Here is a 26061-nt window from a genome sequence, read left to right on the forward strand (position 1 = left end):
ATGATATGGACTATGCAGTCCAGAATGCAAGAGGCGTACGATTGATTTCTGGACTGATCGTTTCATATCACCCGGACAGGTGACAAGCCCTTGCTTGAACTACATCCGGCACGACCCGGCATAAGCATCGCCAACATCGTCGAAAACCCGGGCAACAGCTTCCATTTCATAAAGCTTGCTGGTGCGCCGGACACCTTCCACCAGATAAAAGTCCTGGATGGGAAACTGGTTGGAATTGAAGCGAAAATCACCCCGAACGCTTTCAAACGGCGCTGCACTGATGGCCGAGACCAACGCTTCCTGGTCCTTGATGCCGCCTGTCAGTTCCAAAGCGAAATGGATGAGTTTGGCGGCGTCATAGCCCTGAGCGGCATAAACGGACGGCTCGTAATTGTACGCCCGGCTGAACTCCCGCACGAACCTCTTGTTGGATGGATTGTCGAGGTTCGGCGCCCAATGGGAAGCGCTAAAGAGCCCTTCGGCCATCTCGGCCGTATAAGGAAGCGTGATGGCATTGACCGTTTCGGAAGACAGGAAGGGAACGATGCCCTTCAGTCCGGAGGTGTGAAACTGCTTCACCAGTTCCACGCCCATTCCGCCCGGCATGAACGCATAAATCGCGTCCGGCTCGATCTCCTCGATCTGTTTGAACTCTTCCGAAAAATCGGTCTGCCCGAGTTTCGGAAACAGTTCCCGGGCGATCTGCCCCTTGAAATGGCGGCGGAAAGCGGACACGGCATCGCGGGCTGCTTCATAGTCGGGAGCGATCGTGACGACGTCATGATACCCCTTCAGGCTTGCATAACGTCCCATTGTCTCGTGAACCTGATCGTCCTGCGAAGCCGTGGAAAAAAAGTAGCGACTGCAACTGCGCCCTGCAATCGGCGCTGGCCCTGAATGAGTGCCGATGAATAGCGTCTTTGAGCGCACGATAGGATCGTGCACGGCCAACATCACCTTGGAAAAATTCACACCGACGATAAGATCGACGCCGTTTTCCTCGATCAGTTTTGTCGCCTGCTCGACCGCGTAATCCGGGTCCAGTTTGTCGTCGACCACAATCACGTTGGTCGGCAATCCACCAAGGGCACCATTTGATTGCTCGACCGCGAGCATGAAACCGTCGCGCATTTGTTCGCCGTAGATCGCGGCCGGACCTGACAGGGTCGCCAACATGCCGATCTTCAGTTCCTCGACCTCCTGTGCCGTCACCGCCTGGCAGGTGATTGCCAATCCCGTGGCCATTCCGACCACGGCTCCGGCCGTGCGGCAGATGAGTTGAGAGATCCAGCACGTCATGTTGATTGCCCGTTGTTTCTGGCTTCGCCATCGTCCTGACCAAGGGACAGGTCTTTCGCCTGTGCCCGTTGGCAGACTGTTTGCAGAAAGTCTGCCAGAGACAGGTTAGGCTTTTGCAAACGACGCGGCCAAACAGCTGCTCAAGACCACAGCCCCGTCACAATTCGCACAAATTTCCCCAGTACCGCCGCAATCCGGCCTGCGTGACGACGCAATAACGAAGATTAATGTTTCGGTACCCAACTCTGGCAACCGCTCCGAGCGTGCCCGAACCGCAAAACCAGGAGGGCCACATGTATTCTGTAACCGCGCCTGCCACCGCTTGCGACTTCCCAGAAGGCCACGATCCGGACAATGCACCTCAAAAGAACGGGCTGAAGCTCGTCGTTCCGACTGCCACGCTTAACGGCGATGACGCACCAGACAACGTCCCAGACAACCATGCAAAGACGGAAGACACCGATCCTGACGCGACAACACTTGCTGCCAAGGTCCTGCAGATGCACGCAACATCCGCTGACCTGAAGCCGACGACGTCCCGCCGCCCCACCCTGTCAGGCGAAACAGATGAAGCCGGATTCGACATGCCGGGCGTCTTGCGCACTCCACTGCGGGGAACGCACACAGCCGGTCTTCAGCCGGAACATGTTCCCGCGCCCGCCAAGGTGGCGAAGGCAGCGGACAGTTTCCGACAGGGACCGAGCTTCAGAACACTTCTTGTCAGCACCTTGCTGATTGTCGGCATCGGCTCCGGTGCCGTGGCTTTCAGCCTGAGCGGTTTGCTCGGCGGAAAAACGTCTGACAGCCGCACGGTTGAAACCCAGCAGATCAATGCAGCAACGACGATCGAAAGCCTCATCGCAGGGGTCGAGTCTGAATTTGAAGGCCGGACAGACCTGACCGCCGAACCGAAGGCAAGTGCAGAGCAGATCAAGTTGGCGAAGGAGCGTATCCGCCAGGTGTTTGCGTCGAGGCCGACCGCGTCATTGGCGCCGGAGGATCCCTCCAACCCGGTGGGTCATGACGCGGGCAAAGCCGCCGACGGCAAGATACAGGCAAGACTTGCCCCCCGCCAACCTGCCCCCGTCAAGATCACACCGCAGGCAGCGCAAACCAACAGCGCTGTTGTCGCCAGTGCGGCTGTGCCGTCTCCGGCAGCAGACGTAAATCCGGTTACGAACGCACTGTCGCCAAAGGCTGACGCGCGCACCGCAACGGCGTCAGTTTCAGCGCCCGTCCCTGCCCCAGCACCAGTGGCCGTTGATGCCAATACGTCTGGTGATGCCTTTTCGCATGCGGGCAAGATAAAGTCGTCCGTCAATCTGCGAGAAGCACAGAACAAGGATGCAACAGTCCTGGCCGTCATCCCGGCTGGTACCGAAGTGCGTTACAGCTCGTGCGGCGACTGGTGGTGCGGGGTCCAATACGACGGAAAGACCGGCTATGTGGGCGAAAACTTCCTGGAAACCGCGCCGCAGCCATGACTAAAACCTGCACTTGCAAGGTAGAGGCTTGTTAAGCGTCGAAGAGTAAAATCCCGTCGATTTGGAATTCGGACCTGCCGAGAGCAGGTGCGGTGAAGTCGACGGACACACTTGGCAGCGTCCCTGTCGACCGTTCATTACAGGCTGGAGCTTTCTGACGCCTGAAACCGGCACTCGGAATGCTCCGCTTTTTTGGTGCCTGCCAGGCACGACCGACAGGAGACGGACCATGGCCAACCATGCAGCCCTGAGCCTCAGCACTTCGCTTCTCATCACCTTTGGAGCAGCGATTTCGGCCGCTCAAGCCGATGGAACCGACTGCACGGTGTATGCGACCGACTACGCCAACGCCCGCATGGGCAGCGGCGATGTTGTTGGCGATGCGGTTTCCGGCGGCATGGCGGGAGCGGTAGCAGGTGGCGAATGGCGCGGCCCATCAGGTGCATACCGCGGCGCGCGCGCCGGCGCTGCGCTCGGCGTCCTGAGCAACATGGGCTCCTTGCCGGGCGGCTGGCAGGCGCTTTACGACATGGCCTATCAGATGTGCCAGCAGCAAACCTCGGGTGTGAACGCTCCTTATTATCAAGCGCCGTCTGTTGGAACCTCTTCATCCGACTGCCGCTCATCGGCCAGCGTCAACGCGCCGCTGAAAAGAAACCCGAATGGCGGCATCATGGTCGGTTCCGATTTCGGAAACTGCCGCTGAGCCAAAAGGTATCCAGAAAAGACATCGTGGAAGAGCTTTCCCCGCGCCGTGACAACGGGTTGACCTAGCGGGCGAAGCACAGTCAACTATGCCCGATTTTTCAGGCTTCGGCCTGGTATTGCGCCCAACAACAGGATTTTTCATGACAAGCCGCCTTCGCTTCACCCCGAAAATCGCCGCGACCGCTCTTGCCGGTTTCTGGCTCGCCACCGTGCCTGCTCAGGCGCAGCAGTGCGGCGGCGACTTCCAGCAGTTTCTGGCCGGCGTAAAGCAGGAAGCAATTGCCAAGGGTCTGTCGGCAAAGGCGGCGGACCAGACCCTGGCCGGCGCACAGATTGACCGCAAGGTGCTCTCACGGGACCGCGCGCAGGGCGTATTCAAGATGACCTTCCTGGATTTTTCCAAGCGGGTGATTTCCGGCTACCGGATGAAGAACGGTGCCGCGAACATGAAGAAATACGCCAGCGTTTTCCAGCGAACGGAAGCCGACTTTGGTGTCCCGGCCCCTGTGATTACCGCCTTCTGGGCGCTGGAAACGGATTTTGGCGCTGTGCAGGGCGATTTCAACACGGTCAATGCGCTGGCGACCCTTGCCCACGACTGCCGCCGCCCGGAGTTGTTCCGTCCGCAACTGATTGCAGCCATCGAGATGGTTCAGCATGGCGATCTTAACCCCAGAAGCACTACGGGCGCCTGGGCGGGCGAGATCGGCATGGTGCAGATGCTGCCGGAAGACATCATCAAGTTCGGCCGCGATGGTGATGGCGATGGCCATGTGAAGCTGAAGGAAAGCGCCGCTGATGCGATCCTGACAGCCGGGGCCTTCATCAAGCATCTGGGCTGGCGCCGCGGCGAGCCGTGGCTGCAGGAGGTCAAGGTTCCGCAAAACCTCAACTGGGCCGATAGCGGCCTCGACCATACCAAGACAGGTGCCCAGTGGGCAGCCCTTGGCGTACAGCCCCGCTGGGGCCAGATTGCCGGCAACCTGCCAGCGTCCTTGTTGCTGCCTCAGGGCCGAAAGGGACCGGCATTCCTGGCCTATCCGAATTACAGCATCTATCTGGAATGGAACCAGTCGTTCGTTTACACGACAACCGCCGCCTATTTCGCGACCAGGCTTGCCGGAGCACCCGTCTACACCCCGGGCAACCCGGACCCTGGCCTGAATGATGCCCAGATGAAACAGCTCCAGACCAAGCTTTCCAGCATGGGATATGACGTCGGCAAGATCGACGGCATCCTCGGCTCGGGGACCCGCAACGCTGTGCAGCAGGTGCAGCAGAAACTTGGCATGCCGGCCGACGCCTGGCCGACGCCAGCACTGCTGAACCGTCTTTAAGCTCTAAAACCTGGAGACCACACTCGTAGCGGCCTCCTGACGCCAGGCTTGCAGATGCACAAAAAGAAGCCCGAGACCTTCTGAGGTCTCGGGCCTTTTTCTTGATGCTCAGCACAAGCCTCAGTTACTGCCGCTCATGCCTGACTTCAGCTTTTCCTCAATCGCGGAGAGATTGAAGGAACCCGGGCTCTGGCTCGGTGGATACTCCTGCATCGTCTGCAGGAATTGAGCCGCCAGCCCCTGGATCGGTACGATCACAAAAGCCCGGTCGAGCAACCAGTCGAAATAGATGTTGGCATTGTGCTGCGCCTTCTCGAACGGATCCCGGCGCAGGTTGAAGATCGCCGGCACACGGAGTTCGGTGAACGGTTCCTGCCAGACACCAAACGCCTGCCCGCGGTTTTCCAGGAACACAACCTTCCAGTCGTCATATCGGGCTGCAACCACCTGGCCGTCGTCGTTGACGTACCAGAACTCATGACGCGGCGATGCCTCGGCCTCGCCCTTGAGGTAGGCGTTCAGGTCATACCCATCGATGTAGTTGCGGTATGTCCGGCCACCGATTTCAACCCCTTCAAGAAGCTGTTCCTTGATGTCCGGCGCCCCCGCAATGGCCGCAAAGGTCGGCAACCAGTCTTCGTGGGCGACAATACCATTCAAGGTCACGTTTTCCTGGAAGACTCCAGGCCAGCGAACGAAGGTCGGCACACGGTAGGCCCCTTCCCAGTTGGAATTCTTTTCGCTGCGGAACGGCGTCGTGCCAGCATCCGGCCAGGTGTTGAAATGCGGGCCGTTGTCCGTCGAATACATCACCACCGTGTTGTCGGCGATGCCGAGTTCATCCAGCAGGTCGAGAAGCTCACCGACGTGCATGTCATGTTCAACCATGCCGTCGTGGTAGGGATTTCCGCTTGGACCGGCAATCCCCGTGTGCTCTGCCTTCACATGGGTTCTGAAATGCATGCGGGTCCCGTTCCACCAGACGAAGAAGGGAACGCCCTCCTCCACCGCTTCGCGGATGAAACGCTTGGCTTCCGCCAGCGTCTCGTCATCGACGGTTTCCATGCGTTTCTTTGTCAGGGGACCGGTGTCCTCAATCTTCTGCGTTCCATCTTCGTTGGCCCAGGTATGGAGCACACCGCGCGGACCGAACTGCTCGCGGAAGGTCTTGCCGTTTGCCAGCACCATGTCACCCGGGTAATCCCGGTTTTCCGGCTCTTCTTCCGCATTCAGATGGTAGAGGTTGCCAAAGAACTCATCGAAGCCGTGGTTCGTCGGCAAATGCTCGTCCAGGTCTCCCTGGTGGTTCTTGCCGAACTGGCCGGTCTTGTAGCCCTGCGCCTTCAGGATGGTTGCCATGGTGACGTCGGTTTCCTGCCAGCCCTGCTCGGCACCCGGCAGCCCCACCTTCGTCATGCCGGTTCGCACCGGCACATTGCCGCCTATGAAGGCGGCCCGGCCGGCTGTACAGCTTTGCTGGGCGTAATAGTCAGTAAAGGCGATGCCTTCCTGCGCAATCCGGTCGATGTTGGGCGTTCGGTAGCCCATCATGCCACGGTTGTTGTGACTGATGTTCCAGGTGCCGATGTCATCTCCCCAGATGGCGAGAATACTCGGCTTCTGTGCTTCCTGTGCCTGACTTGTCTGGAGTGTTACGGCAAAAGCGGCCGCAAGACCGAGAACCACCGCGCTCCAACGCGGCAAAATGCGAAATTGGCTCATGAAAACTCCCACCCGAATGGTTGTTTTGACTGCGCCTTATGATTGCAGACATGGTCCTGCAGCTCCCAGCACGCAGCCTAACATTACCTTAGGTCAGTTTTCAGGCGTGACAAGGTTTTTCGATAATTTACAGAAAGTTCGCCGTCCCCAGTTGCTATGACAACCGCAACTGAGCATCTCAATCAATGGATGTACAGAAAAAGAATGGCGCGGTTTCCCGCGCTCATTCGACCTTGTTCTTGTTAGCTCCGGGATTGTCTTCGGCAACCGTGGCCAAACCGTCATCCCCCAACAGAAAGACGGCCAGAATCCTGGCTGGTGCTTCTCCGGTGTTTTGCCCTCGGTGGGTGACGTCCATTGCTTCCAGCAAACCCTCGCCTGCACGGTAGACCTTTTTGCCGAGTTCCTCGTAAGTGACTGTAATTTCACCCTCAAGAACATAGGCAAACAGCGGCGCGTGATGCTGATGCCACTTTGTAACTTCACCCGGCTCCATCGTGATCTCGATGGCCTTTACCGAAGGGTTCGACTGCGGAAAGGTGATCTTTTCGCCCGCAATCGTCTCATCCCCGGAAAAAACATCTCGGACCGTAGCGTAGGGTGTTTTCGACGCCGCTTCTTCTTCCTGCGCTGCCTTGGACCCAGGCTTGGCGTGCGGCTTGGAGGGGGCCGGTTTTCCATCAGGCGTGATCGACTTGTCTGCTGACAACACGGGAGCACTTGCAAGAAGCGCCAGCGTGAATATGCCGACGGAAATTTTGGAAAGGGAAATGCGTGTCATTTTCAGCTTCTGGTTCGAATTGTTGCGATCAGAGTTCAAGCACGGCGCCCGGCTTTATCTGCTGCACTTTGTGCGCACTGGTCCCCATTGCCTCGATAAACGTGTCCGCCGTCTGATCGATGATCGGGAACGAGCCGAAGTGGCAGGGGACAATTGTATCGAAGTTGAAGAAGCGGGTACAGGCAAGCGCAGCCGATTTGCCACCCATCGTGAAGCGATCGCCGATTGGAACGAGCCCAATCTTCGGCTTATAGATCTCGTCGATCAGGGCCATGTCGGAGAAAATGTCGGTGTCTCCGACGTGATAGAGCACCTTTTCGCCGGGCGCCTCTACGATAACGCCATGAGGATTGCCGAGATAGATGGCCTCTTCGCCGCCCTGGAAGGATGACGAGTGATCGGCCCGTGTCAGTGCGACGCTGAACGGACCGACGTTCACCTTGCCACCCGTGTTCATGGGACTGATGTTTTCAATACCCTGCCGGTTTGCCCACATGCAGATCTCGAAATTTGCGGTCAGCTGCGCGCCGGTCTTTTTCAGGATGTCGACAGCATCGCCAATGTGATCGTTGTGACCGTGTGTCAGGATGAGATGAGTTACGCCTTCTGCAACCTGATCGACTGACAGATCCTCCGGAAAGGCCGGATTTCCGGTGAAAAAAGGATCAAAGAGGATGGATGCGCCGTCAATTTCGATCTTGAAGGCGGAATGGCCATACCAGGTCAGTTTCATTGAGGTCTCCTAGTTTCAGGACAAGCTGAAGCGGACCCTATCAGTCCGGGACGGCTCTCAACAAGCCGATTGCACTCACGATGCCTTGCAAGAGTGTGAACAGATATCGTGACTATTCACGAGGCGACTGTGCAATTCAGGCAACGCCCCATCTATTTCAACAACCTGTGCTAGATTCCACTCCTTCTTCACTCCAAATTGACGCAGCGGGTTCTTGCGAATGAGGAGGATCGCCGATGCGGGAGCGTTGGAGAAGTGTGTGGCAGGAACTTACCTTCCCGGCCGTGCTGCTGTTGAGCAGTCTCTCGACACCGGCCCTTGCCGCCAATTGCAAGAACGATGGCGGGCTGCTTTTCCTGGGGACGAACAAGTCCGACAGCCGTTCGATCTGGGTTTCCGGAACCGGTGCAGGGGATTACAGGCTTGATGCCGCCCAGGGCAATCAGACCGTCGACACCTGGTCGCGCTCCAGCACCGGGCTGCACCTTTCCACGTCTCCGGTTGTTTCGACCGGAAACGGCGGCACCCACAAGCTTTACGGCATCGACGGCGGATCTGACTGCCTTATCGATACGCAGAATCAGAAACGCGATTTTCAGCTCCCCGAAAACATCAAGCCACCCAGCCTTATAAAGCCTCCCATCGGCAGGCTGTTTCCGGATTTCGGAAGGCCGGTTCCTCCAATTGCAATCCTGCCTCCAAGCGGCGTAATGCCCGGCCGGCCGGGCCCTGTTTCGCCGCCCGCAAGCGGGATCACCCCGCCCATAGGCACCTTGCCGCCGTCAGGTATTACCCCGCCAATCGGGACGCTGCCACCCGGTGGGTTTTCTCCCGGACGCCCAGGGGCAGTCACGCCGCCGATAGGGGTGGTGCCACCGTCCGGCGTGTTGCCGGGAGCTCCGGGAGGCATAACACCCCCCATCGGAACACTTCCCCCATCCGGTGGCCTGCCTGGCGCACCCGGAGGACCGGGCACGGTCACACCACCAATCGGTACTCTGCCACCGGGAGGTCGCAATCCAAGTCAACCTGGCCTTCCGGCCGGTTTCGTGCCTGTGAGACGAGCCGATGGTCAGGTGATCAGTTACTGCGTCGACCCACGCTCAGCCGACGAGACACAGGCTGCCAGCGAACAGGCGTTCTGCACCAGAGAACAGCTGCTGGCCGCCGGGCGTCTTCAAGAACAGGAGGAAGTTCCGATCACTCCGGGCCGGGATCTTCTCGAACCGACACTCTGGAACGGCTGGAGCACGGTGACCGGTGTCTACAGCGACGACCGGCGTTTCGGCAGGGACTTTCAAACCCTCAGCGGGACCGCAGCAATTGGCGCCGACCGCAAACTGACAGACGATATTGTTGCAGGTTTGTCGGTGACCTTTGAAACCGTCGACACCGACGGTTTCAATTCCGCCTTGAAAATCGATACTCAAGGATTCGAGATCGGCCCCTATGTCGCTGCGCGCCTGTCTCAGCATTGGGCGGTCGATGGCTCGCTCAGCTACGGCTTTTCAAACAGCCAATCGGATATTTCAGTTCTGAGCGGTGACTACAACACGCATGAATTTGGCGCGGTTTTCAGCGTTCACGGTCAATATGCCCTGAGCGACATTCAGGTGCGCCCCAAGGCAACCGTGACCTTCAATCGCCTGTTTTCAGATGGTTACGATCTGAACGGGACAATTCGCAACCGGGCCGTCAGCGTTCCCATTTCAGGCAATGCCACTTCTCTCGGCACCATCGAGCTTTCGACCGAGTTCAGCCGGCAGTTCACCTTGCAGGACAGGCTTCTGATCCAGCCCTATGTGGAAGCAGGCGCTGTCTATGAATATCTGCGGCCGAACGACGGCAAGATCCTTGATGACGAGCTGAATTTTGTCACCGCCTCGGCCTGGAGCTTTACACTGCGCGGCGGGGCGACCGCCCTTCTCTCAGAAAACGTGACACTGGATGCCAAGGGTGGCTACCTCAGCCTTGGCCAGAACGGGCTGGACGTCTGGGAAGGGCAACTTCGTATTGCCATCGGGTTCTGAAGCCGGGCTTTGCGGGTATAGTGGCAGCAACTTGTCGTGTCCGACGCCAACGAGCCCGGGGGCCCCATGTACCGAGATCTCAATTGCCGAATTTCCAACAGCCTTTGGCTTGAACTGCAGGCCGAAAGGCAGCGGACCGGACACAGTCTCTCGCATATCGTCCAGGAAAAACTCGCAAGCGCTTTCGACATCGACCACCATACGGTGTTTCAGGTGTCTACGAGCACCGCAATCACCAAGGGCCTTTTCAAGGGATGTGCGACCATTGCGGAGATGAAGCGGCACGGAGATTTCGGACTCGGCACCTTTGAGGATCTCGACGGTGAGATGATCCTGTTCGAAGGCCATGCTTATCAGGCGCGTGCCGGCGGCGTGGTCGTGGAAGCGCCCGACACGGCGCTGACGCCATTTGCGACAGTCACCAAGTTTACGCCGGAACACCAGGTCGACCTGGACACAGTCCGCAGCCAGGCCGACCTGGAAGAGCGGCTTGACAGGTTGCGCCCGTCCGAGAATTTCTTCGTCGGCATCCGCATTGACGGTCGTTTCGACAGGATCGAATTGCGCGCAGCCTGCAAGGCCGCACCCGGCGAAAATCTTGTCGCCGCGACAGGCCACCAGAGCGAATTCGCCTTTGACGATATCGATGGAACCCTCGTCGGCTTCTGGTCGCCCGGACATGCAAGGACAATGGCAATTTCCGGGTATCATCTGCATTTCATCTCGAAAGACCGGACGAAGGGCGGCCACCTGATCGGTATGGCTGCGCAGCGTCTCACCGCGCAACTGCATCTGGAGACCGATTTCCACGTCGCCGTGCCGGAAACGGCGCAGTTCCTGTCGGCGGATCTACGCGACGACCCGACCAGCGCGTTGGAGATTGCCGAACACGGTCATGCAGGCGAGCGGAATTAAGGCTGCTTACGGTTTTTCTGGCGAATTTTTGAAAGCCCTGCTAAAGCCGCCGAATGGCAAATGACTCCGCACTTTCTCTGGAAGACTTCATGGCCGCGGTACCCGACCGCACACGCCTGATCGGTCTTGATCTCGGCACCAAGACCATCGGTCTGGCGCTCTCCGATCTCGGTCGTGGCATCGCCTCGCCCATGGAGACGATCCGCCGCAAGAAGTTCACCCTGGATGCGGAGCAACTGCTTGCCATCTGCGCCAAGCAGGGCGTCGGCGGCATCGTGCTCGGTCTGCCACTCAACATGGATGGCAGCGAGGGGCCGCGCGTCCAGGCAACCCGCGCCTTTGTCCGCAATCTTTCGCAGAAAACAGACCTTCCGATCACCTACTGGGACGAGCGTCTGTCGACGGCGGCAGTGACACGAACCCTGCTGGAAGCCGATACGAGCCGGGCGAAACGGGCGGATGTGGTCGACAAGATGGCTGCTGCCTACATCCTGCAGGGCTTTCTGGACCGACTCGGCTTTATGGGCTTAGATAACACCTGATCCCACCACTGCCGGGCACAGGCCGTTGTTTCAAGGCCTGTCGAACGCGAAAGCCGAATACATGCTGACCACACTTGCCGCCCTGATGCCGGTCATCCTCGTGATTGCCTCCGGCTACCTGATCGCCCGTACCGGTCTGATCACCGGTGAGCAATGGCGCGGTGTCGAACGGCTTGCCTATTTCGTCCTGTTCCCCGCCGTGCTGTTTCGCACGATCTCGCAAGCGGATTTCAACAGCTTTCCGACACTCAACATGGGCGGAGCTCTGCTTGGCTCCATCCTGGTCATGGCGCTGCTTCTGTTGCTGGCGCGCACCACCCTGGAACGGGTCTGGGGAATTGCCGCACCGCGTTTTACCTCCATCTTTCAGGGGACCTTGCGCTGGAATGCCATGATCGCACTTGCAATCGCCGATAATGTCGCCGGCGAAACCGGGCTGGCCATGCTGGCGGTCGCGATGGTGTTCATGATCCCCGTGCTCAATGTGGCCAGCATTCTGGTGCTGTCCCATTACGCCAGCGGGACAACTCCAAACGCTACGAAGATCCTGAAAGACCTTTTCACCAATCCCTTCATCCTGTCGATCGGCGCAGGCGGCATCATGAATGTAAGCGGGCTTGGCCTGCCGTTCGTGATCAACGACACGCTGGAAATTTTTTCCAGAGCGGCGCTCCCCATCGGCATTATTTGCGTTGGCGCCGGGCTCGACCTCGGCTCGCTGCGCAGACCTGGACCGGCCCTCACCCTTGGCACGTTCTTGAGGCCAGTGTTCATGCCGCTGATTGCGCTTGGCTTTGCAAGTGTCCTGGGTGTCTCCGGCCCTGCGCTGGTCATCGTCATCATTGCAAGCTCGGTGCCTTGTGCTAGCAATTCGTATCTGCTGGCTCGCCAGATGGGCGGTGATGCCAAGTTGATGGCCGAAATCATCACGCTTCAGACCCTGGCCGCAACCCTGACTCTCCCGCTCACGCTGCTGCTTGTCACCTGATTGAGGCATTTTGAGCCCCCGGCGACATCGCCTGGCGGCATCTTTTTCGAGCCCTTCAGTCTGCGACAAGGCGCAGGCTAAAACTTTGTCCAATCGATCAAATATTTAGCATGCGTGTGGACAGCGGGTATCATGTGTATTCCTGGCTTGTCGAAGGACGCATTCACCCTTATAGGGATGATCTCGATGACCGCGAGCAACACCCATCGAGACAGCCCTTTCCCCCATCGTCATTTGCTGGGCATAGAGGGCCTTCACCCCCACGAAATTCTGGGCCTTCTGGACCGGGCGGAAGAAGCCGTCGAGGTTTCCCGCCAGATCAGCAAACGACGGCTGGTCCTGCAGGGCAGAACCCAGATCAACCTCTTTTTCGAAAATTCCACGCGCACCCAAAGTTCTTTCGAACTGGCCGGAAAACGGCTCGGGGCGGATGTGATGAACATGGCAGTGTCCCAGTCCTCGGTGAAAAAGGGCGAAACGCTGATCGACACGGCTGCAACGCTGAACGCGATGCATCCCGACCTTCTGGTGGTCCGCCACCATGCGGCCGGGGCAGTGCATCTGCTGGCGCGCAAGGTTGGCTGTTCCGTGGTGAATGCCGGCGATGGTCCGCATGAGCACCCGACCCAGGCCCTGCTCGACGCGCTGACGATCCGGCGCCACAAGGGCAAGATTGCGCGGTTGACCGTCGCGATATGCGGCGACATCGCCCACTCTCGCGTTGCCCGGTCCAATATCATTCTTCTGAATGCACTGGGAGCACGCGTCCGTGCCGTCGCGCCCACCACGCTTCTGCCGTCCGGCATTGCCAAGATGGGCGTCGAGGTCTTCACCAGCATGAAGGAAGGCCTGGCGGGGGCGGACATCGTCATGATGCTGCGTCTGCAGCGCGAGCGCATGAACGGTGCCTTCATCCCCTCCGTTCGGGAGTATTACCGCTACTTCGGGCTGGATGCGGAAAAGCTGGCCTATGCCAAGGACGATGCCCTTGTCATGCACCCCGGGCCGATGAACCGCGGTGTCGAGATCGATGCCTCGATAGCCGATGGCCCGCAAAGCCTTATTCGCGAACAGGTGGAAATGGGGGTCGCCGTACGCATGGCCGTGCTGGAAGCCCTTGCCGCCAATCTGCCGAACAACTGATCCAGGGGACAAGTAACGTGGCATACGACACACCCAAGCCTCTGGTTCTTTCCAACGCCAGAGTGATCGACCCGGCACGTGATCTGGACGCGCCCGGATCGGTCATCATTGCAGACGGCACCATTCTTGCCGCCGGGCCGGAAGCCGCCAACCAGGGCTCGCCCTACGGCGCTGAAATCATCGACTGCAAGGGAGCGATTGCCTGTCCCGGCCTGATCGACTTCTGCGTGTCTGTCGGGGAACCGGGCGCTGAACACCGTGAAACGCTGGCCAGCGCTTCCCAGGCTGCCGCCAGCGGCGGCGTGACGACGATCTGCACCATGCCGGACACGGACCCGATCATCGATGATCCCGCGCTGGTTGATTTCATCCTGCGCCGGGCACGCGACACCGCCATCGTCAACGTTTTGCCCCTGGCAGCCCTGACCAAGGGTCTGAAGGGTGAGGAAATGGCCGAGATCGGCCTGTTGCAGGAAGCCGGTGCCGTCGCCTTCACCAACGGTCACAAGTCGGTCAAGAACGCTCAGGTCATGCGCCGGATGATGACCTATGCCCGCGATTTCAACGCGCTGGTGATCCATCACACGGAAGATCCGGATCTTGCCGGCGGGGTCATGAATGCTGGCCTCAATGCTAGCTGGAAAGGTCTTTCCGGTGTGCCGCGCGAAGCGGAAATCATCATGCTGGAGCGGGACCTGCGCCTGGTCGCCATGTCCAAGGGCAAGTACCACGCAAACCTTATTTCCACCTCCGACAGCGCCGACGTCATCCGGGCCGGCAAGGCGAAGGGGCTGGATATCACGGCCGGGGTCTCAATCAACCATCTGACCCACAACGAAAACGACATCGGCGCCTACCGGACGTTCTTCAAGATGGCGCCGCCGCTGCGCGACGAGGACGATCGGCAGGCGATGATTGCTGCGGTTGCCGACGGCACCATCGACATCATCTGTTCCAACCATGACCCGCAGGACGTGGAAACAAAACGTCATCCGTGGGCGGAAGCAGAAGACGGCGCCATTGGCCTGGAAACCCTGCTGGCGGCCGCCTTGCGGCTCTATCATTCCGAACAGGTCGACCTGGTCACCCTGCTTGGCACCATGACCTGCCGCCCGGCAGACCGCCTCGGACTGGAGACCGGACGTCTTTCCAAAGGGGCTCCGGCAGATGTGACCGTGTTCGATCCCGAGCGTCCGTGGGTTCTGGAAAAGAGCGCCATCAAGTCGCGCTCGAAGAATTCACCCTTTGAAGACGCCCGCTTTTCCGGACGGGTGCTTCGAACCGTTGTCGGCGGCAAAACGGTTTTCAACTACGCATAAGCAAGTCTTTGCCCTTGTTTCCGTTCGCAACTTGATCCTGTTCACGCCACAATTCTCCCTGAATTTGGCGCGAACGGAAATTCGAACGGAACATGCAGATGCGTCTGATTGCCCTCGCGTTTCTGATACCCGCGCTGTTCACCGGCAGCGCTTCGGCGTCAGATCTCTACATGAAATACAAGCTTTATGCCCTGGGACTGCCCATCGGTTCCGGCGTCCTGTCGCTGGATGTCGACAGCAAATCCTATTCTGTCAGCGCCAATGGCCAGACCGCGGCCTTTGGGCGGCTGGTGTCCGATGGCAAAGGCACCGTTGAAGCAGCTGGAACCGCCCGTGAGTTCGCTCTGGAGCCGGCCCGCTACGATCTAGACCTGAAAAGCGAAGACGAGACCGGAACCATAGCCATGCGGATGCGCAAAGGTTCTGTCGACGATGTTTCGGTTCAGCCACCGCAGGACCGGATGAAAGAACGGGTCAAGGTAACAGCGGCGCATCTGAAGGGCGTTCTTGATCCCCTGACAGCCGCCGTTCTGCCCGCTCCTAAAGGGCTTTCGAAAGAAAGCTGCAACAGAACCTTGCGCATATTCGACGGCAAGGAACGCTATGACGTTCACCTTCGCTACAAAGCCCGCAAAACCGCCAGAACGTCGGACGGCCGGTTCAAGGGCGATGTCCTTGTCTGCAGCGTCCGGTACGAACCCATTTCGGGGCACAGGCCGAAGCGCAAGTCGATCCAGCAACTCGCGGCCAACAAGTCCATGGAAGTCTGGCTCGCTCCCGTCGGTGACAAGCCGTATCTGGTGCCGCTCAGGGCCAGTATCTCTCTTCCATTCGGGTCGCTTCTGGTGGAAGCGGAAAAATACAAGCTGTCCCAGTAGGTCCGGGTCTATTTCCCTGCAAAGACACTCTTTTCACGGCTGGCGGGCTTGATCCGGGCCGCCATGCCGTTACATTGCGGTGGCTTTTAATTATGCACGTCATTGGAGTATCGCGTGCCTGAACCGATCAGCTGGGCGCTTGCCTGGCCCTATTATCTCGGCGTCCTTGCCTTCGGCTATCTGCTCGGTGCGATTCCCTTCGGCCTGCTGTTCACACGCATGGCCGGACTTGGCGATATCCGCAATATCGGCTCCGGTAATATCGGCACCACCAACGTGCTGCGCACCGGGCGCAAGTCACTGGCCGCCGCAACGTTGCTTGGCGATGGACTGAAGGGCACGGTTGCCGTTCTGATCGTCAATCACTTCTATGGCCAGGAAATGGCCCTGATTGCAGGACTTGGAGCGTTTCTCGGGCACCTCTTCCCTGTCTGGCTGAAGTTCAGGGGCGGCAAGGGGGTTGCTACCTATCTCGGCATTCTGCTTGGCCTGTTCTGGCCGATGTTCCTGCTGGCTGCAGGCATCTGGATCGGCATGGCTTTTGTGTTCCGCTACTCCTCGCTGTCTGCGCTCACGGCGACCTTGTTGACTCCTCTCCTTCTGTATTTCGTCTTCCATGAGGTTCAGATCGCACAGATGTTCGCGCTGCTGTCGGTTCTGCTATGGGCCAAGCATCATGAGAACATCAGCAGGCTGCTGCGTGGCGACGAAAGCAAAATCGGCGCAAAATCGAAACCGGCGACTGGTGACGAAAGCGCGTGACCTCCATTGCTGACAACAGACCGGCCGACCTCTGCGAGGCGGAGCGCCTTGCGTGGTTGCGGCTGATCCGCTCGGAAAACGTGGGCCCTGTCACATTCGCCGAACTTCTCAAACATGCAGGCACCGCCCAAAGAGCGCTTGAGCTGCTTCCCGATCTTGCCAGGCGTGGTGGCAAGGCTGGCCGGATTTGTTCCGTTGAAGATGCAGAAGCCGAGTTGGAGGCCCACAGGCGGATAGGAGCCCGGCTCGTTGGTCTCAGTGAGCCCGACTATCCACAGCACCTTCGGCACATCGATGGCCCGCCGCCGCTCCTGTCAGTCAAGGGCGGCGCAGCCGCGCTGACCCGCGAGCGCATGATGGCCATCGTCGGCGCGCGAAACGCTTCGCTTTCCGGCAGAAAACTCGCCGCACGGTTTGCCCAGGGCCTTGGCGCCGAGGGCTTCTCGATTGTCTCCGGCCTTGCCCGCGGGATCGACGCCGCCGCCCATGAAGCCTCTCTGCAAACCGGCACCATCGCCGTTTTCGCCGGAGGCATCAATGTGCTCTATCCACCAGAACACGACCGGCTGCTCGCGGCAGTGCTCGAAACAGGCGGTGCCGTCATCAGCGAAATGCCTTTGGGCTGGAAACCGCGCAGCCGGGATTTTCCACGGCGCAACCGGCTGATTTCCGGTCTCTCCCTTGGGGTTATCGTCATTGAAGCTGCGAAGGCCTCCGGTTCGCTCCATACCGCTCGTTATGCCTTGGAACAAAACAGAGACATTTTCGCGGTGCCCGGGTCTCCACTCGACCCGCGTTCCGAAGGCGCCAACGGGCTGATCCGGCAAGGCGCTACGCTCGTCTCCACCGCCGACGATGTTCTGGAAGGCCTCGGTGGCCGCCTGGCGCCCACCCTTCCCTTCGGCAGACAGTTCCGTGAAGACGGCGAACCCCATCCGCTGACCCGATCCGACCCGGACGAAAAATTGCGTGAGCGTGTGTTGGCTGCACTGGGTCCGACGCCAGTGGATATGGACGAATTGATCCGCTTTGCCGATGGCGACGCACGATCCGTTCACGTCGTTCTTCTGGAACTCGAACTCGCCGGACGGCTTGAAAGACATCGCGGCAACAAAATCTCCGCTTTGATGTAAGAGTCCGATTTTCCTTGAATCTCAGTGGATAACCCATATCTGGACCGAACCGCTTGACCCGGAAGGATCAAAGGTCCATTTGACAGGCGGCGCTTGATCCTTGATCGTCTGCGCCACCGAAATAGCACTTAGATCACCTTCTCTACCGGACGGGGGCACCGTATCCGGCAAAAAAATTTGGGTAAGAATGTACGTCGTCATTGTGGAATCGCCGGCGAAAGCCAAGACGATCAACAAATATCTCGGTTCCGATTATACGGTTCTGGCTTCCTATGGCCATGTGCGAGATCTGCCGGCCAAGGATGGCTCGGTGCTGCCGGACGACAATTTCGCCATGAGCTGGCAAGTGGATGCGAAATCGCAGAAGCGGCTCACGGAAATCGCCAACGCGGTCAAGGATGCCGACCGCCTCATTCTCGCGACTGACCCCGACCGCGAAGGGGAAGCGATTTCATGGCACGTTCTGGAAGTGCTGCAGAAGAAGAAGGTGCTGAAGGACAAGCAGGTCGAGCGCGTGGTTTTCAACGCGATCACCAAAAAAGCGATCCTTGAGGCGATGGACAATCCGCGCCAGCTGGATACGCCGCTGGTCGACGCCTATCTCGCCCGGCGCGCCCTTGACTATCTCGTGGGCTTTACCCTGTCTCCCGTCCTGTGGCGCAAGCTGCCCGGCGCCCGTTCCGCGGGCCGCGTACAGTCGGTCGCCCTGCGGCTGATCTGCGACCGGGAAATGGAGATTGAAACCTTCAAGCCGCAGGAATACTGGTCGATCTTCGCCAACATGAAGACGCCGACCGGGGATATGTTCCAGGCTGGTTTGACCGGTTTCGACGGCAAGAAGATCGGCCGTCTCGATATCAACAATGAAGCGGAAGCAACCGCGATCAAGACCATGCTGGAAAGCGCCAGCTTCAAGGTCGACAGCGTTGCGTCAAAACCGGCCAAGCGCAATCCGGCAGCCCCCTTCACCACCTCCACCCTGCAACAGGAAGCCTCGCGCAAGCTCGGGTTTTCAGCCTCACGCACCATGCAGGTGGCGCAAAAGCTTTATGAGGGTATTGCAATCGGCGGCGAGACCTCCGGTCTCATCACCTATATGCGTACCGATGGCGTCCAGATCGCCGGCGAAGCAATTGACGCGGCCCGCTCCGTGATCGCCAAGGATTTCGGCGACAAATACGTTCCCGAAAAGCCGCGAGTCTACACGTCCAAGGCAAAGAATGCCCAGGAGGCGCACGAAGCGATCCGGCCAACGGACCTTTCGCGCCATCCCAAGGATGTCGCCCGCTTCCTGGATCCGGATCAAGCCAAGCTGTATGAGCTGATCTGGAAACGGACCATGGCGTCGCAGATGGAATCGGCGGTGCTGGAACGGACCACCATCGAAATCCTTGCCGACGGATCCGGAAAGCGCGCCAACTTGCGTGCCACGGGCTCGGTTGTCCGCTTCGACGGTTTCCTTGCACTTTACCAGGAAGGCCGCGACGACGAGGAAGACGAAAACTCCAAGCGTCTGCCGGCTGTCGACGAAGGCGCTGCCCTGACAGCCGCCTCAGTCGATGGAGCCGCGCAGGCAATCGAAGCCTCTCAGCATTTCACGACCCCGCCGCCGCGCTACACCGAAGCGAGCCTCGTCAAGAAGATGGAAGAGCTCGGCATCGGCCGGCCGTCCACCTATGCTTCGACGCTTCAGACGCTTCGTGACCGCGACTATGTCGAACTCGACAAGAAGCAGCTTGTTCCGATGGACAAGGGACGCATCGTTATTGCGTTCCTGGAAAGCTTCTTCCAGCGCTATGTCGAATTCGATTTCACCGCGAGCCTTGAAGAACAGCTCGACAAGATTTCCGCTGGCGAGCTGTCCTGGCTCGACGTGCTGCGCGATTTCTGGACCGGCTTTTCCGGCGCCGTCAACGAGATCAAGGATCTGCGCGTTGCTCATGTGATCGACGCCCTGAACGAGCTGCTCGGGCCGCATATCTTCCCGGCGAAGGAAGACGGCTCCGACCCGCGCAAGTGTCCGTCTTGCGACAACGGCCAGCTTTCCCTGAAGGTTAGCCGATGGGGCGCCTTCATCGGCTGCTCCAATTATCCGGAATGCGGCTTCACGCGGCAGCTCGGCAAACCGAGCGGTGAAGATGGAGAAGGCGACGACGGTCCGAAGGTTCTCGGCACCGATCCGGAAACCGGTCTTGATGTTTCCCTGCGCAACGGCCGCTTCGGCCCTTACGTTCAGTTGGGTGAGGAAGCCAAGCCGAAGCGGTCGTCCCTGCCTCGTGGCTGGTCCGCGGCGGACATGGACCTTGAAAAGGCGCTTCAGCTTCTGTCGCTGCCGCGCGAGGTCGGTCCGCACCCGGAAGACGGCAAGATGATCACGGCCGGGATCGGACGCTACGGACCGTTCGTGTTGCACGAAGGCACTTATGCGAACCTCTCCGCGCCGGAAGAGGTATTCTCCGTCGGCATCAACCGTGCGGTGGATGCGCTGGCGCAAAAACGTGCCAAGGGCGGTGGTCGTGGCGGTGCGGCGGCAACGCCGCTGAAGGAACTCGGCGAGCATCCCTCCGAAGGCGGCCCGATCAATGTGTATGACGGCCGCTACGGGCCCTACGTCAAACACGGCAAGATCAACGCCACACTGCCAAAGGACACCGATCCCAAAGCCGTCACGATGGAACAGGCGGTCGAGCTGATCGCGGCGAAAGCCTCCAAGGGTGGCACCAAGAAGAAAGCGGCCGCCAAGAAACCGGCTGCGAAGAAAACGGCAACCAAAAAGACGGCCACCAAGAAGACGGCGTCCAAGTCTTCTGCGAAGGCAAAGGTCGATGCGTCGTCCGATGAGGTGCCCTGGGATGATGCGAGTTGAGCGCAAAACGGATTAACACGCGCAAGCACACCAATCGAAAACACACCAAAACTCCGGGTGAAATGCCCTCTCGCGAGGATATTCTCGCGTTTGTTGCCGACAACCCAGGCCGCGCGGGCAAGCGCGAGATTGCCCGGCACTTCGGCATTATCGGCGGCGCCCGCATCCATCTGAAAAAGATGCTGAAGGACCTGGCCGACGACGGTCTCATGGAAAAGCGCAACAAGCGCATGATCCGTCCGGGCGACCTGCCGCCTGTTTTTGTGGCCAACCTGATCGCACGCGACAAGGACGGCGAGCTGATCGCAACGCCCGTCGACTGGGATGATGAGATCGGCGCACCGCCGAAAATTCTTGTCCTGACAGGCAAAACCAAGGCGACCCAACCCGGCCTCGGTGACCGAGCTCTCATTCGCCTGACAGAGGCCGAGGGCAGCCCTGAAACAGATCACGTAGCACGCGTCATCCGGGTTCTCGAAAAGCGTCAGGGTGCAATCCTGGGCATTCTCCGGAAACGGGAGGGCAGCCGCCCGCCCTACCTCGAACCGATTGACCGCAAGCAACGGGAACTTGATGTCGATGCCCGCGAACTGAAGGACGCGGACGACGGCGATCTTGTCAGCGTTCAGGTGACGCGCTCCGGCCGCTATGGCCATCCGCTTGCCGCCGTTGTCGAGCGCTTCGGATCGATGAATTCGGAAAAGGCGGTTTCGGAAATCGCCCTGCAATCGCACGGCATTCCGCACGTCTTCCCGGCAGCCGTCGAGGCGCAGGCAGAGAGCGCACAGCCGGTCGAAAAACTCGGCAAGCGTGAGGATTGGCGGCAAGTGCCGTTGATTACCATCGACCCGCCTGACGCAAAAGACCACGATGATGCCGTCTACGCCGAGGCCGACGACGACCCTTCCAACGAAGGTGGCTACATTTGCTATGTGGCCATCGCGGACGTCGCTCATTACGTCACGCCCGGCTCTCCCATGGACCGGGAAGCGAATCTGCGCGGCAACTCGGTCTATTTTCCAGACCGGGTTATTCCGATGCTGCCCGAGCGGATTTCCAACCAGCTCTGCTCGCTGAGAGAAAAGGAAGACAAGCCAGCGCTTGGCGTGCGGATGATCTTCGATAAGACCGGCCGAAAGACCGGGCACACTTTCCACCGGGTGCTGATGCGCTCGGCAGCGAAACTCTCCTATCTGCAGGCCCAGAAGGCGATTGACGGCACCACGGACGAGAAGACCGAGACACTGCTCGACGGCGTCCTGAAGCCCCTGTGGGCAGCTTATGACCTGTTGAAGAAGGGGCGCGAGGCGCGCGAACCGCTGGAACTGGATCTGCCGGAACGCAAGATCAAGCTGAAACCGGACGGGACAGTCGACCATGTCTATGTTCCGGAGCGTCTCGACGCGCACAAGCTGATCGAAGAATTCATGATCCAGGCGAACGTGGCTGCCGCCGAAACGCTGGAGCGGAAGAAAACACCCCTGCTCTACCGTATCCACGATGCCTCGACGCCGGAGAAGCTGGAAAGCCTGAAAGACTTCCTGTCGACGCTGAACATGAAGCTGCCTTCTTCCGGGGGCCTTCGCCCATCCGCCTTCAACGGCATTCTGGCCAAGGTGAAGGACACGCCCCAGGCGCACCTCGTCAACGAGGTGGTGTTGCGCAGCCAGGCCCAGGCAGAATACGCACCACAGAACATCGGCCATTTCGGGTTGAACCTGAGGCGCTACGCGCACTTTACGTCACCGATCCGCCGTTATGCCGACCTTATCGTTCACCGCGGGCTGATATCCGCGCTCGGGCTTGGCAAGGACGGTCTGCCGGAAGGCTTCGAGACAAAGCTGGAAGCCATCGGCGCCGAGATCTCGGCCGCAGAACGGCGGGCCATGCTTGCCGAACGCGACACCATCGACCGTCTGATCGCCCTTTGGATGAGCGACCAGATCGGCGCGACTTTCCAGGGCAGGATTGCCGGCGTGGTCAAGTCCGGCATGTTCGTTCGTCTGTCGGACACTGGCGCAGACGGCTTCGTACCGGCCTCGACCATCGGCCTTGATTATTACCGCTATGACGAAGGGTCGCATGCCCTGATAGGTGACAAAACCGGCGAGACCTACCAACTTGGCGATCAAGTGGAGGTCCGGCTGGTGGAAGCAGCCCCCTTTGCCGGTGCTCTGACATTCGAGATGCAGAGCCACGGCAGTATTGCCGGCAAACGCATCCGGAAAGCCGCGCCCAAGGTGCGGCGCGGACCGCCCAAGGGCGGACGCGGCAAGACCTCACCGAAGAAACAGGGTCGAAGGAGGTCTTCGTGACGGTCCGCTATGAACTGCACGACAAACTGGAAACGCCGGACACGGCTTCCGAAAAGCCGAAACGCAACGTTCTGCAGGCCGTGCTGCGTGGAGCAGGCAACCGATGCATGAACTGCGGCGAAGGCAAGTTGTTCGAAGGCTTTCTTCAGCCGCACTATGCCTGCACTCAATGCGGTGAGGAATTCCATCACCACCGTGCTGACGACGCACCGCCCTATTTCACAATCACCATTGTGGGCCACATCATCGTCCCTGCGCTTCTGGCCGTGGAAGTGTTGTGGCATCCCGCGCTGTGGATCCATATGTCTCTCTGGGTGCCGCTGACGCTGATCCTGTCGCTGTCGCTGCTGCGGCCGATCAAGGGCGCGCTGATCGGACTGCAATGGGCGCTTTACATGCATGGTTTCGACCCGGATGCGGAAGACGACACGCCCCCCATTCCGGTTCCTTCCGAAAGGATCACATGAGCGGTTCGTTCGAAAAGCAGCTGGCGAAAGACGAAAAAGCCGGAAATTACCCCTATATCCGTCCCAAAGATGCCGCAACGTTGCTCATTCTGGACCGTGACGGCCAGGGCCCGGTCAAGCTTCTGATGGGCCGCCGCCATATGCGCCATGCCTTCATGCCGGGCAAATTCGTGTTCCCGGGGGGCCGGGTGGATGTCTCCGATTCCCGCATTACCGATGTGCTTCCCTATCATCCGGACGTCGAGGCCAAGCTGAGACGCGACCTGAAAAACGCCAAATCGGCCGCGCGTGTTCGCGCGCTGGCGCTGGCGGCCATTCGGGAAACCTATGAAGAGGCCGGGCTGTTCATTGGCCGTCCGACGCAAGGGAACAATCTTCGCCTTGGTACCGGCTTTGAGGCTTTTGCCGAGCGCGGCATACAGCCGGACCTGGGTGGCCTGCGCATGATCGCGAGGGCCATCACCCCACCGCAACGCCCGCGGCGCTTCGACACCCGTTTTCTGGCCGTCTGGGCGGATGCTATTGCCGACAGGTTGCCCGATGGTACGGGGCCGTCCGGTGAACTGGAAGATTGTGCCTGGCTGACCATCGAAGAAGCACGGCAAAAAGAACTGCCGATGATCACAAACAAGATCCTGACGGACCTGGAAGGCAGACTGGCCAAAGACCCGGACCTTTTGCCCACAACTCCGGTACCGTATTATTTCTTCCGCAAGGGCGGCTTCGTGAAGCAGGAACTTTAGGGTCACCTCCGATCAACGCATCGCGGGCTTACGGCGCACGAAGGTGTATTTCGAGATATGCCCTTCCTGATTTCCCTTTCCGGCTTGCCCGGCGTCGGCAAGTCGACCATTGCCAAGAACTGTGTCGAAGCCTGCCCGCAGTTCTCTTGCGGGTGGTTGCGGTTGAAGCTGCGCTCAGGCGCAGCGCCTTGAAGGTCCATGCCCCCGAAGATTCCGGCTATCTTGCCCTTGCCAAAATCGCCGCCGGAAATCTGGAACTTGGCCACAACGTCGTTACCGATAGGGTCAACACGGTTGCCGCCTCCAGACAAATGCGGGCGGACACCGCGCAGTCTGCCGGGGCAACACTATTGAATGTCGAAATCGTCTGTTCGGATGAGCGCGAACACCGCAATCGCGTCGAGAGCAGGATCCCGGAGATCGATGGGCTGACTCCTCCCCGCTGGTCTGAGGTTCAAAATCATGCCTACGAACCATGGATGGAACACTGTCTTCAACTGGACAGCTTCGCTCTGACAGTGGACCAGTCGGTCGATACGACACTGGAGGCTCTCACAGCCCTGCGGCAGAATGGCTGAGATGGCTCGAAAAGGCAGCCAGACCTTAGCAAGTGCTTGACTTTCGCGCTGCGATGAGTAGGTTGCGCGCTGATTTCAGACATTGGGGCAGATTCATCGCCAGCCATCTGGCCGCAAGAACTCTTTGCCCGACAACAGAGAACAGGATCCAAGGCCATGGCCAAGGCGACAACAATCAAGATCAAGCTCCTCTCCACGGCTGACACCGGCTTCTTCTATGTCACCAAGAAGAACTCCCGTACGATGACCGAGAAGATGGTCAAAAAGAAATACGACCCGGTTGCGAAAAAGCACGTCGAGTTCAAGGAAGCCAAGATCAAGTAAGATCCGGTTTCAGACGATCTTTCAAGAACCCGCTGGAAACGGCGGGTTTTTTGATGTCTGACAGAAAGAATTGCTGGAGTTTTGCCGCTTCAGTTCACTGTCGTGACACGCGCCTGCCAAGGCGACGCCTGCTTATGAAAAGCCACGACGAAGCAGTTTCAGCATGACTGCTGACACTGCTTCAATGTTTTCACCAGAAAAATTAGTGGTCGGCGGGAACACGGCATTCGAGGAGGCCACTCTTCGGCCGGTTCCCTGCCGACCTGCCCCACGGACCCAGGAGATGCGGCGGACCTGAGCACTCCGAGGGGAAACTTTCTTGCCTGTTATGACGCCTAAGTGTTTTTGGCCGCGCCATAGAGGCGATCAGGGAAAACCCTGACCTGCGGGTCACCCTACCTGAATGTTGCCTGATTGCAATATATTCCGCAAAATATGCACAGGAACAATGCGGTCTTAGTAAATCCGTAACCTTAATATGAACGGCGCGTGAGCGTGAGGATTTGCGATTCGCGCTGTATTTCGGCAGATGGCAGCGCCATTCAACCGTGAAACCTTTGCGGAAAACTTTGCCGGTTGCACCCCGGCACCGGGTCGCCCGTTATGCTTCGCCAAGATAGGCGCGGACTGTTTCCAAGAACTTTGCGACCGAGATCGGTTTGGAAATGTAGGCTTCACAGCCACCCTGACGGATGCGCTCCTCGTCACCCTTCATGGCGAAAGCCGTCACCGCTATCACCGGAATGGACGCGATGTCCTCGTCTTCCTTGATCCACTTGGTGACCTCAAGTCCCGAAACTTCCGGAAGCTGAATATCCATCAGGATGAGATCAGGATGATGCTCACGGGCCAGCTGCAACGCTTCGATGCCGGTCCGGGTCTGCAATGTATTATAGCCGTGCGCTTCGAGCAGATCATGAAACAGTTTCATGTTCAGCTCGTTGTCTTCGACGATCAACACGGATTTTGCCATATGTCCGGCCCTTTACCCGGC

The 26061-nt window shown here is 59.1% G+C and carries 23 protein-coding genes; 18 read left to right on the forward strand and 5 right to left on the reverse strand.

Annotated elements, in window-relative coordinates:
• Positions 1 to 99: 99 nt before the first annotated feature.
• On the reverse strand, positions 100 to 1245 hold the full coding sequence (locus AC2A6O_RS01625) for an ABC transporter substrate-binding protein (protein ID WP_498925475.1): 1146 nt from the start codon (positions 1243 to 1245) through the stop codon (positions 100 to 102).
• A gap of 347 nt (positions 1246 to 1592) precedes the next feature.
• Between AC2A6O_RS01625 and AC2A6O_RS01630 the strand changes: the two genes are divergently transcribed.
• From AC2A6O_RS01630 to AC2A6O_RS01640, 3 genes are all read left to right on the forward strand, one after another.
• Positions 1593 to 2783, forward strand: coding sequence for an SH3 domain-containing protein (locus tag AC2A6O_RS01630; RefSeq protein ID WP_498925476.1), 1191 nt, complete (start codon positions 1593 to 1595; stop codon positions 2781 to 2783).
• A 229-nt stretch (positions 2784 to 3012) separates the two neighbouring features.
• A complete protein-coding gene (locus AC2A6O_RS01635) occupies positions 3013 to 3489 on the forward strand; it encodes a hypothetical protein (RefSeq protein WP_498925477.1) in 477 nt (158 codons plus the stop codon).
• A 142-nt stretch (positions 3490 to 3631) separates the two neighbouring features.
• Positions 3632 to 4828 carry a lytic murein transglycosylase gene (locus AC2A6O_RS01640; protein ID WP_498925478.1) on the forward strand — a complete coding sequence of 399 codons (1197 nt, stop codon included), beginning with the start codon at positions 3632 to 3634 and terminating at the stop codon, positions 4826 to 4828.
• A gap of 120 nt (positions 4829 to 4948) precedes the next feature.
• On the opposite strand, the gene AC2A6O_RS01645 is transcribed toward AC2A6O_RS01640, so the two are convergent.
• From AC2A6O_RS01645 to AC2A6O_RS01655, 3 genes are all read right to left on the reverse strand, one after another.
• Positions 4949 to 6550 carry an arylsulfatase gene (locus AC2A6O_RS01645; protein ID WP_498925479.1) on the reverse strand — a complete coding sequence of 534 codons (1602 nt, stop codon included), beginning with the start codon at positions 6548 to 6550 and terminating at the stop codon, positions 4949 to 4951.
• 223 nt (positions 6551 to 6773) lie between these two features.
• On the reverse strand, positions 6774 to 7331 hold the full coding sequence (locus tag AC2A6O_RS01650) for a cupin domain-containing protein (RefSeq protein ID WP_498925480.1): 558 nt from the start codon (positions 7329 to 7331) through the stop codon (positions 6774 to 6776).
• A gap of 28 nt (positions 7332 to 7359) precedes the next feature.
• On the reverse strand, positions 7360 to 8064 hold the full coding sequence (locus tag AC2A6O_RS01655; RefSeq protein ID WP_148587233.1) for a metal-dependent hydrolase: 705 nt from the start codon (positions 8062 to 8064) through the stop codon (positions 7360 to 7362).
• A gap of 236 nt (positions 8065 to 8300) precedes the next feature.
• Here AC2A6O_RS01655 and AC2A6O_RS01660 point away from each other — a divergent pair, with 236 nt between their 5' ends.
• The 15 genes from AC2A6O_RS01660 to rpmG all read left to right on the forward strand — a co-directional run bounded on the left by AC2A6O_RS01660 (position 8301) and on the right by rpmG (position 25067).
• Positions 8301 to 10094 (forward strand): autotransporter outer membrane beta-barrel domain-containing protein, encoded by a 1794-nt coding sequence (locus AC2A6O_RS01660; protein WP_498925481.1) that lies wholly within the window; start codon positions 8301 to 8303, stop codon positions 10092 to 10094.
• Between the two features lie 36 nt (positions 10095 to 10130).
• A complete protein-coding gene (gene budA, locus AC2A6O_RS01665; RefSeq protein ID WP_498925482.1) occupies positions 10131 to 11009 on the forward strand; it encodes an acetolactate decarboxylase in 879 nt (292 codons plus the stop codon).
• Positions 11010 to 11062: 53 nt separating this feature from the next.
• On the forward strand, positions 11063 to 11551 hold the full coding sequence (gene ruvX / locus AC2A6O_RS01670; RefSeq protein WP_498925483.1) for a Holliday junction resolvase RuvX: 489 nt from the start codon (positions 11063 to 11065) through the stop codon (positions 11549 to 11551).
• Positions 11552 to 11612: 61 nt separating this feature from the next.
• Positions 11613 to 12539, forward strand: coding sequence for an AEC family transporter (locus tag AC2A6O_RS01675; RefSeq protein ID WP_148587237.1), 927 nt, complete (start codon positions 11613 to 11615; stop codon positions 12537 to 12539).
• Between the two features lie 186 nt (positions 12540 to 12725).
• Positions 12726 to 13682, forward strand: coding sequence for an aspartate carbamoyltransferase catalytic subunit (locus tag AC2A6O_RS01680; protein WP_148587238.1), 957 nt, complete (start codon positions 12726 to 12728; stop codon positions 13680 to 13682).
• A 17-nt stretch (positions 13683 to 13699) separates the two neighbouring features.
• A complete protein-coding gene (locus AC2A6O_RS01685; protein WP_148587239.1) occupies positions 13700 to 15001 on the forward strand; it encodes a dihydroorotase in 1302 nt (433 codons plus the stop codon).
• A 98-nt stretch (positions 15002 to 15099) separates the two neighbouring features.
• Positions 15100 to 15879, forward strand: a complete 780-nt coding sequence (locus AC2A6O_RS01690) for a DUF3108 domain-containing protein (RefSeq protein WP_498925484.1) — start codon at positions 15100 to 15102, stop codon at positions 15877 to 15879.
• Between the two features lie 114 nt (positions 15880 to 15993).
• Positions 15994 to 16641, forward strand: a complete 648-nt coding sequence (gene plsY, locus AC2A6O_RS01695) for a glycerol-3-phosphate 1-O-acyltransferase PlsY (RefSeq protein WP_498925485.1) — start codon at positions 15994 to 15996, stop codon at positions 16639 to 16641.
• Positions 16638 to 17774 (forward strand): DNA-processing protein DprA, encoded by a 1137-nt coding sequence (gene dprA, locus AC2A6O_RS01700; protein ID WP_498925486.1) that lies wholly within the window; start codon positions 16638 to 16640, stop codon positions 17772 to 17774. The genes plsY and dprA overlap by 4 nt, the downstream gene beginning before the upstream one ends.
• 187 nt (positions 17775 to 17961) lie before the next feature.
• Positions 17962 to 20640 (forward strand): type I DNA topoisomerase, encoded by a 2679-nt coding sequence (topA, locus tag AC2A6O_RS01705; protein ID WP_498925487.1) that lies wholly within the window; start codon positions 17962 to 17964, stop codon positions 20638 to 20640.
• 62 nt (positions 20641 to 20702) lie between these two features.
• Positions 20703 to 22955: a ribonuclease R gene (gene rnr / locus AC2A6O_RS01710; RefSeq protein WP_498925488.1), complete on the forward strand. Its 2253-nt coding sequence runs from the start codon at positions 20703 to 20705 to the stop codon at positions 22953 to 22955.
• Complete coding sequence (locus tag AC2A6O_RS01715) at positions 22952 to 23422, forward strand: DUF983 domain-containing protein (RefSeq protein WP_498925489.1); 471 nt, start codon at positions 22952 to 22954, stop codon at positions 23420 to 23422. The genes rnr and AC2A6O_RS01715 overlap by 4 nt, the downstream gene beginning before the upstream one ends.
• Positions 23419 to 24165, forward strand: a complete 747-nt coding sequence (locus tag AC2A6O_RS01720; RefSeq protein ID WP_148587245.1) for an NUDIX hydrolase — start codon at positions 23419 to 23421, stop codon at positions 24163 to 24165. Before AC2A6O_RS01715 ends, AC2A6O_RS01720 begins: the two co-directional genes overlap by 4 nt.
• A 146-nt stretch (positions 24166 to 24311) precedes the next feature.
• Positions 24312 to 24743, forward strand: a complete 432-nt coding sequence (locus AC2A6O_RS01725; RefSeq protein ID WP_498925490.1) for an AAA family ATPase — start codon at positions 24312 to 24314, stop codon at positions 24741 to 24743.
• A 156-nt stretch (positions 24744 to 24899) separates the two neighbouring features.
• Entirely contained in the window at positions 24900 to 25067 is a 168-nt protein-coding gene (gene rpmG, locus AC2A6O_RS01730) for a 50S ribosomal protein L33 (protein ID WP_055676652.1), read from the forward strand.
• Positions 25068 to 25668: 601 nt separating this feature from the next.
• Here rpmG and AC2A6O_RS01735 read toward each other — a convergent pair.
• Complete coding sequence (locus AC2A6O_RS01735) at positions 25669 to 26040, reverse strand: response regulator (RefSeq protein WP_006934912.1); 372 nt, start codon at positions 26038 to 26040, stop codon at positions 25669 to 25671.
• Between the last annotated feature and the right edge of the window lie 21 nt (positions 26041 to 26061).

It is taken from the genome of Labrenzia sp. ATLA3, assembly GCF_057180185.1.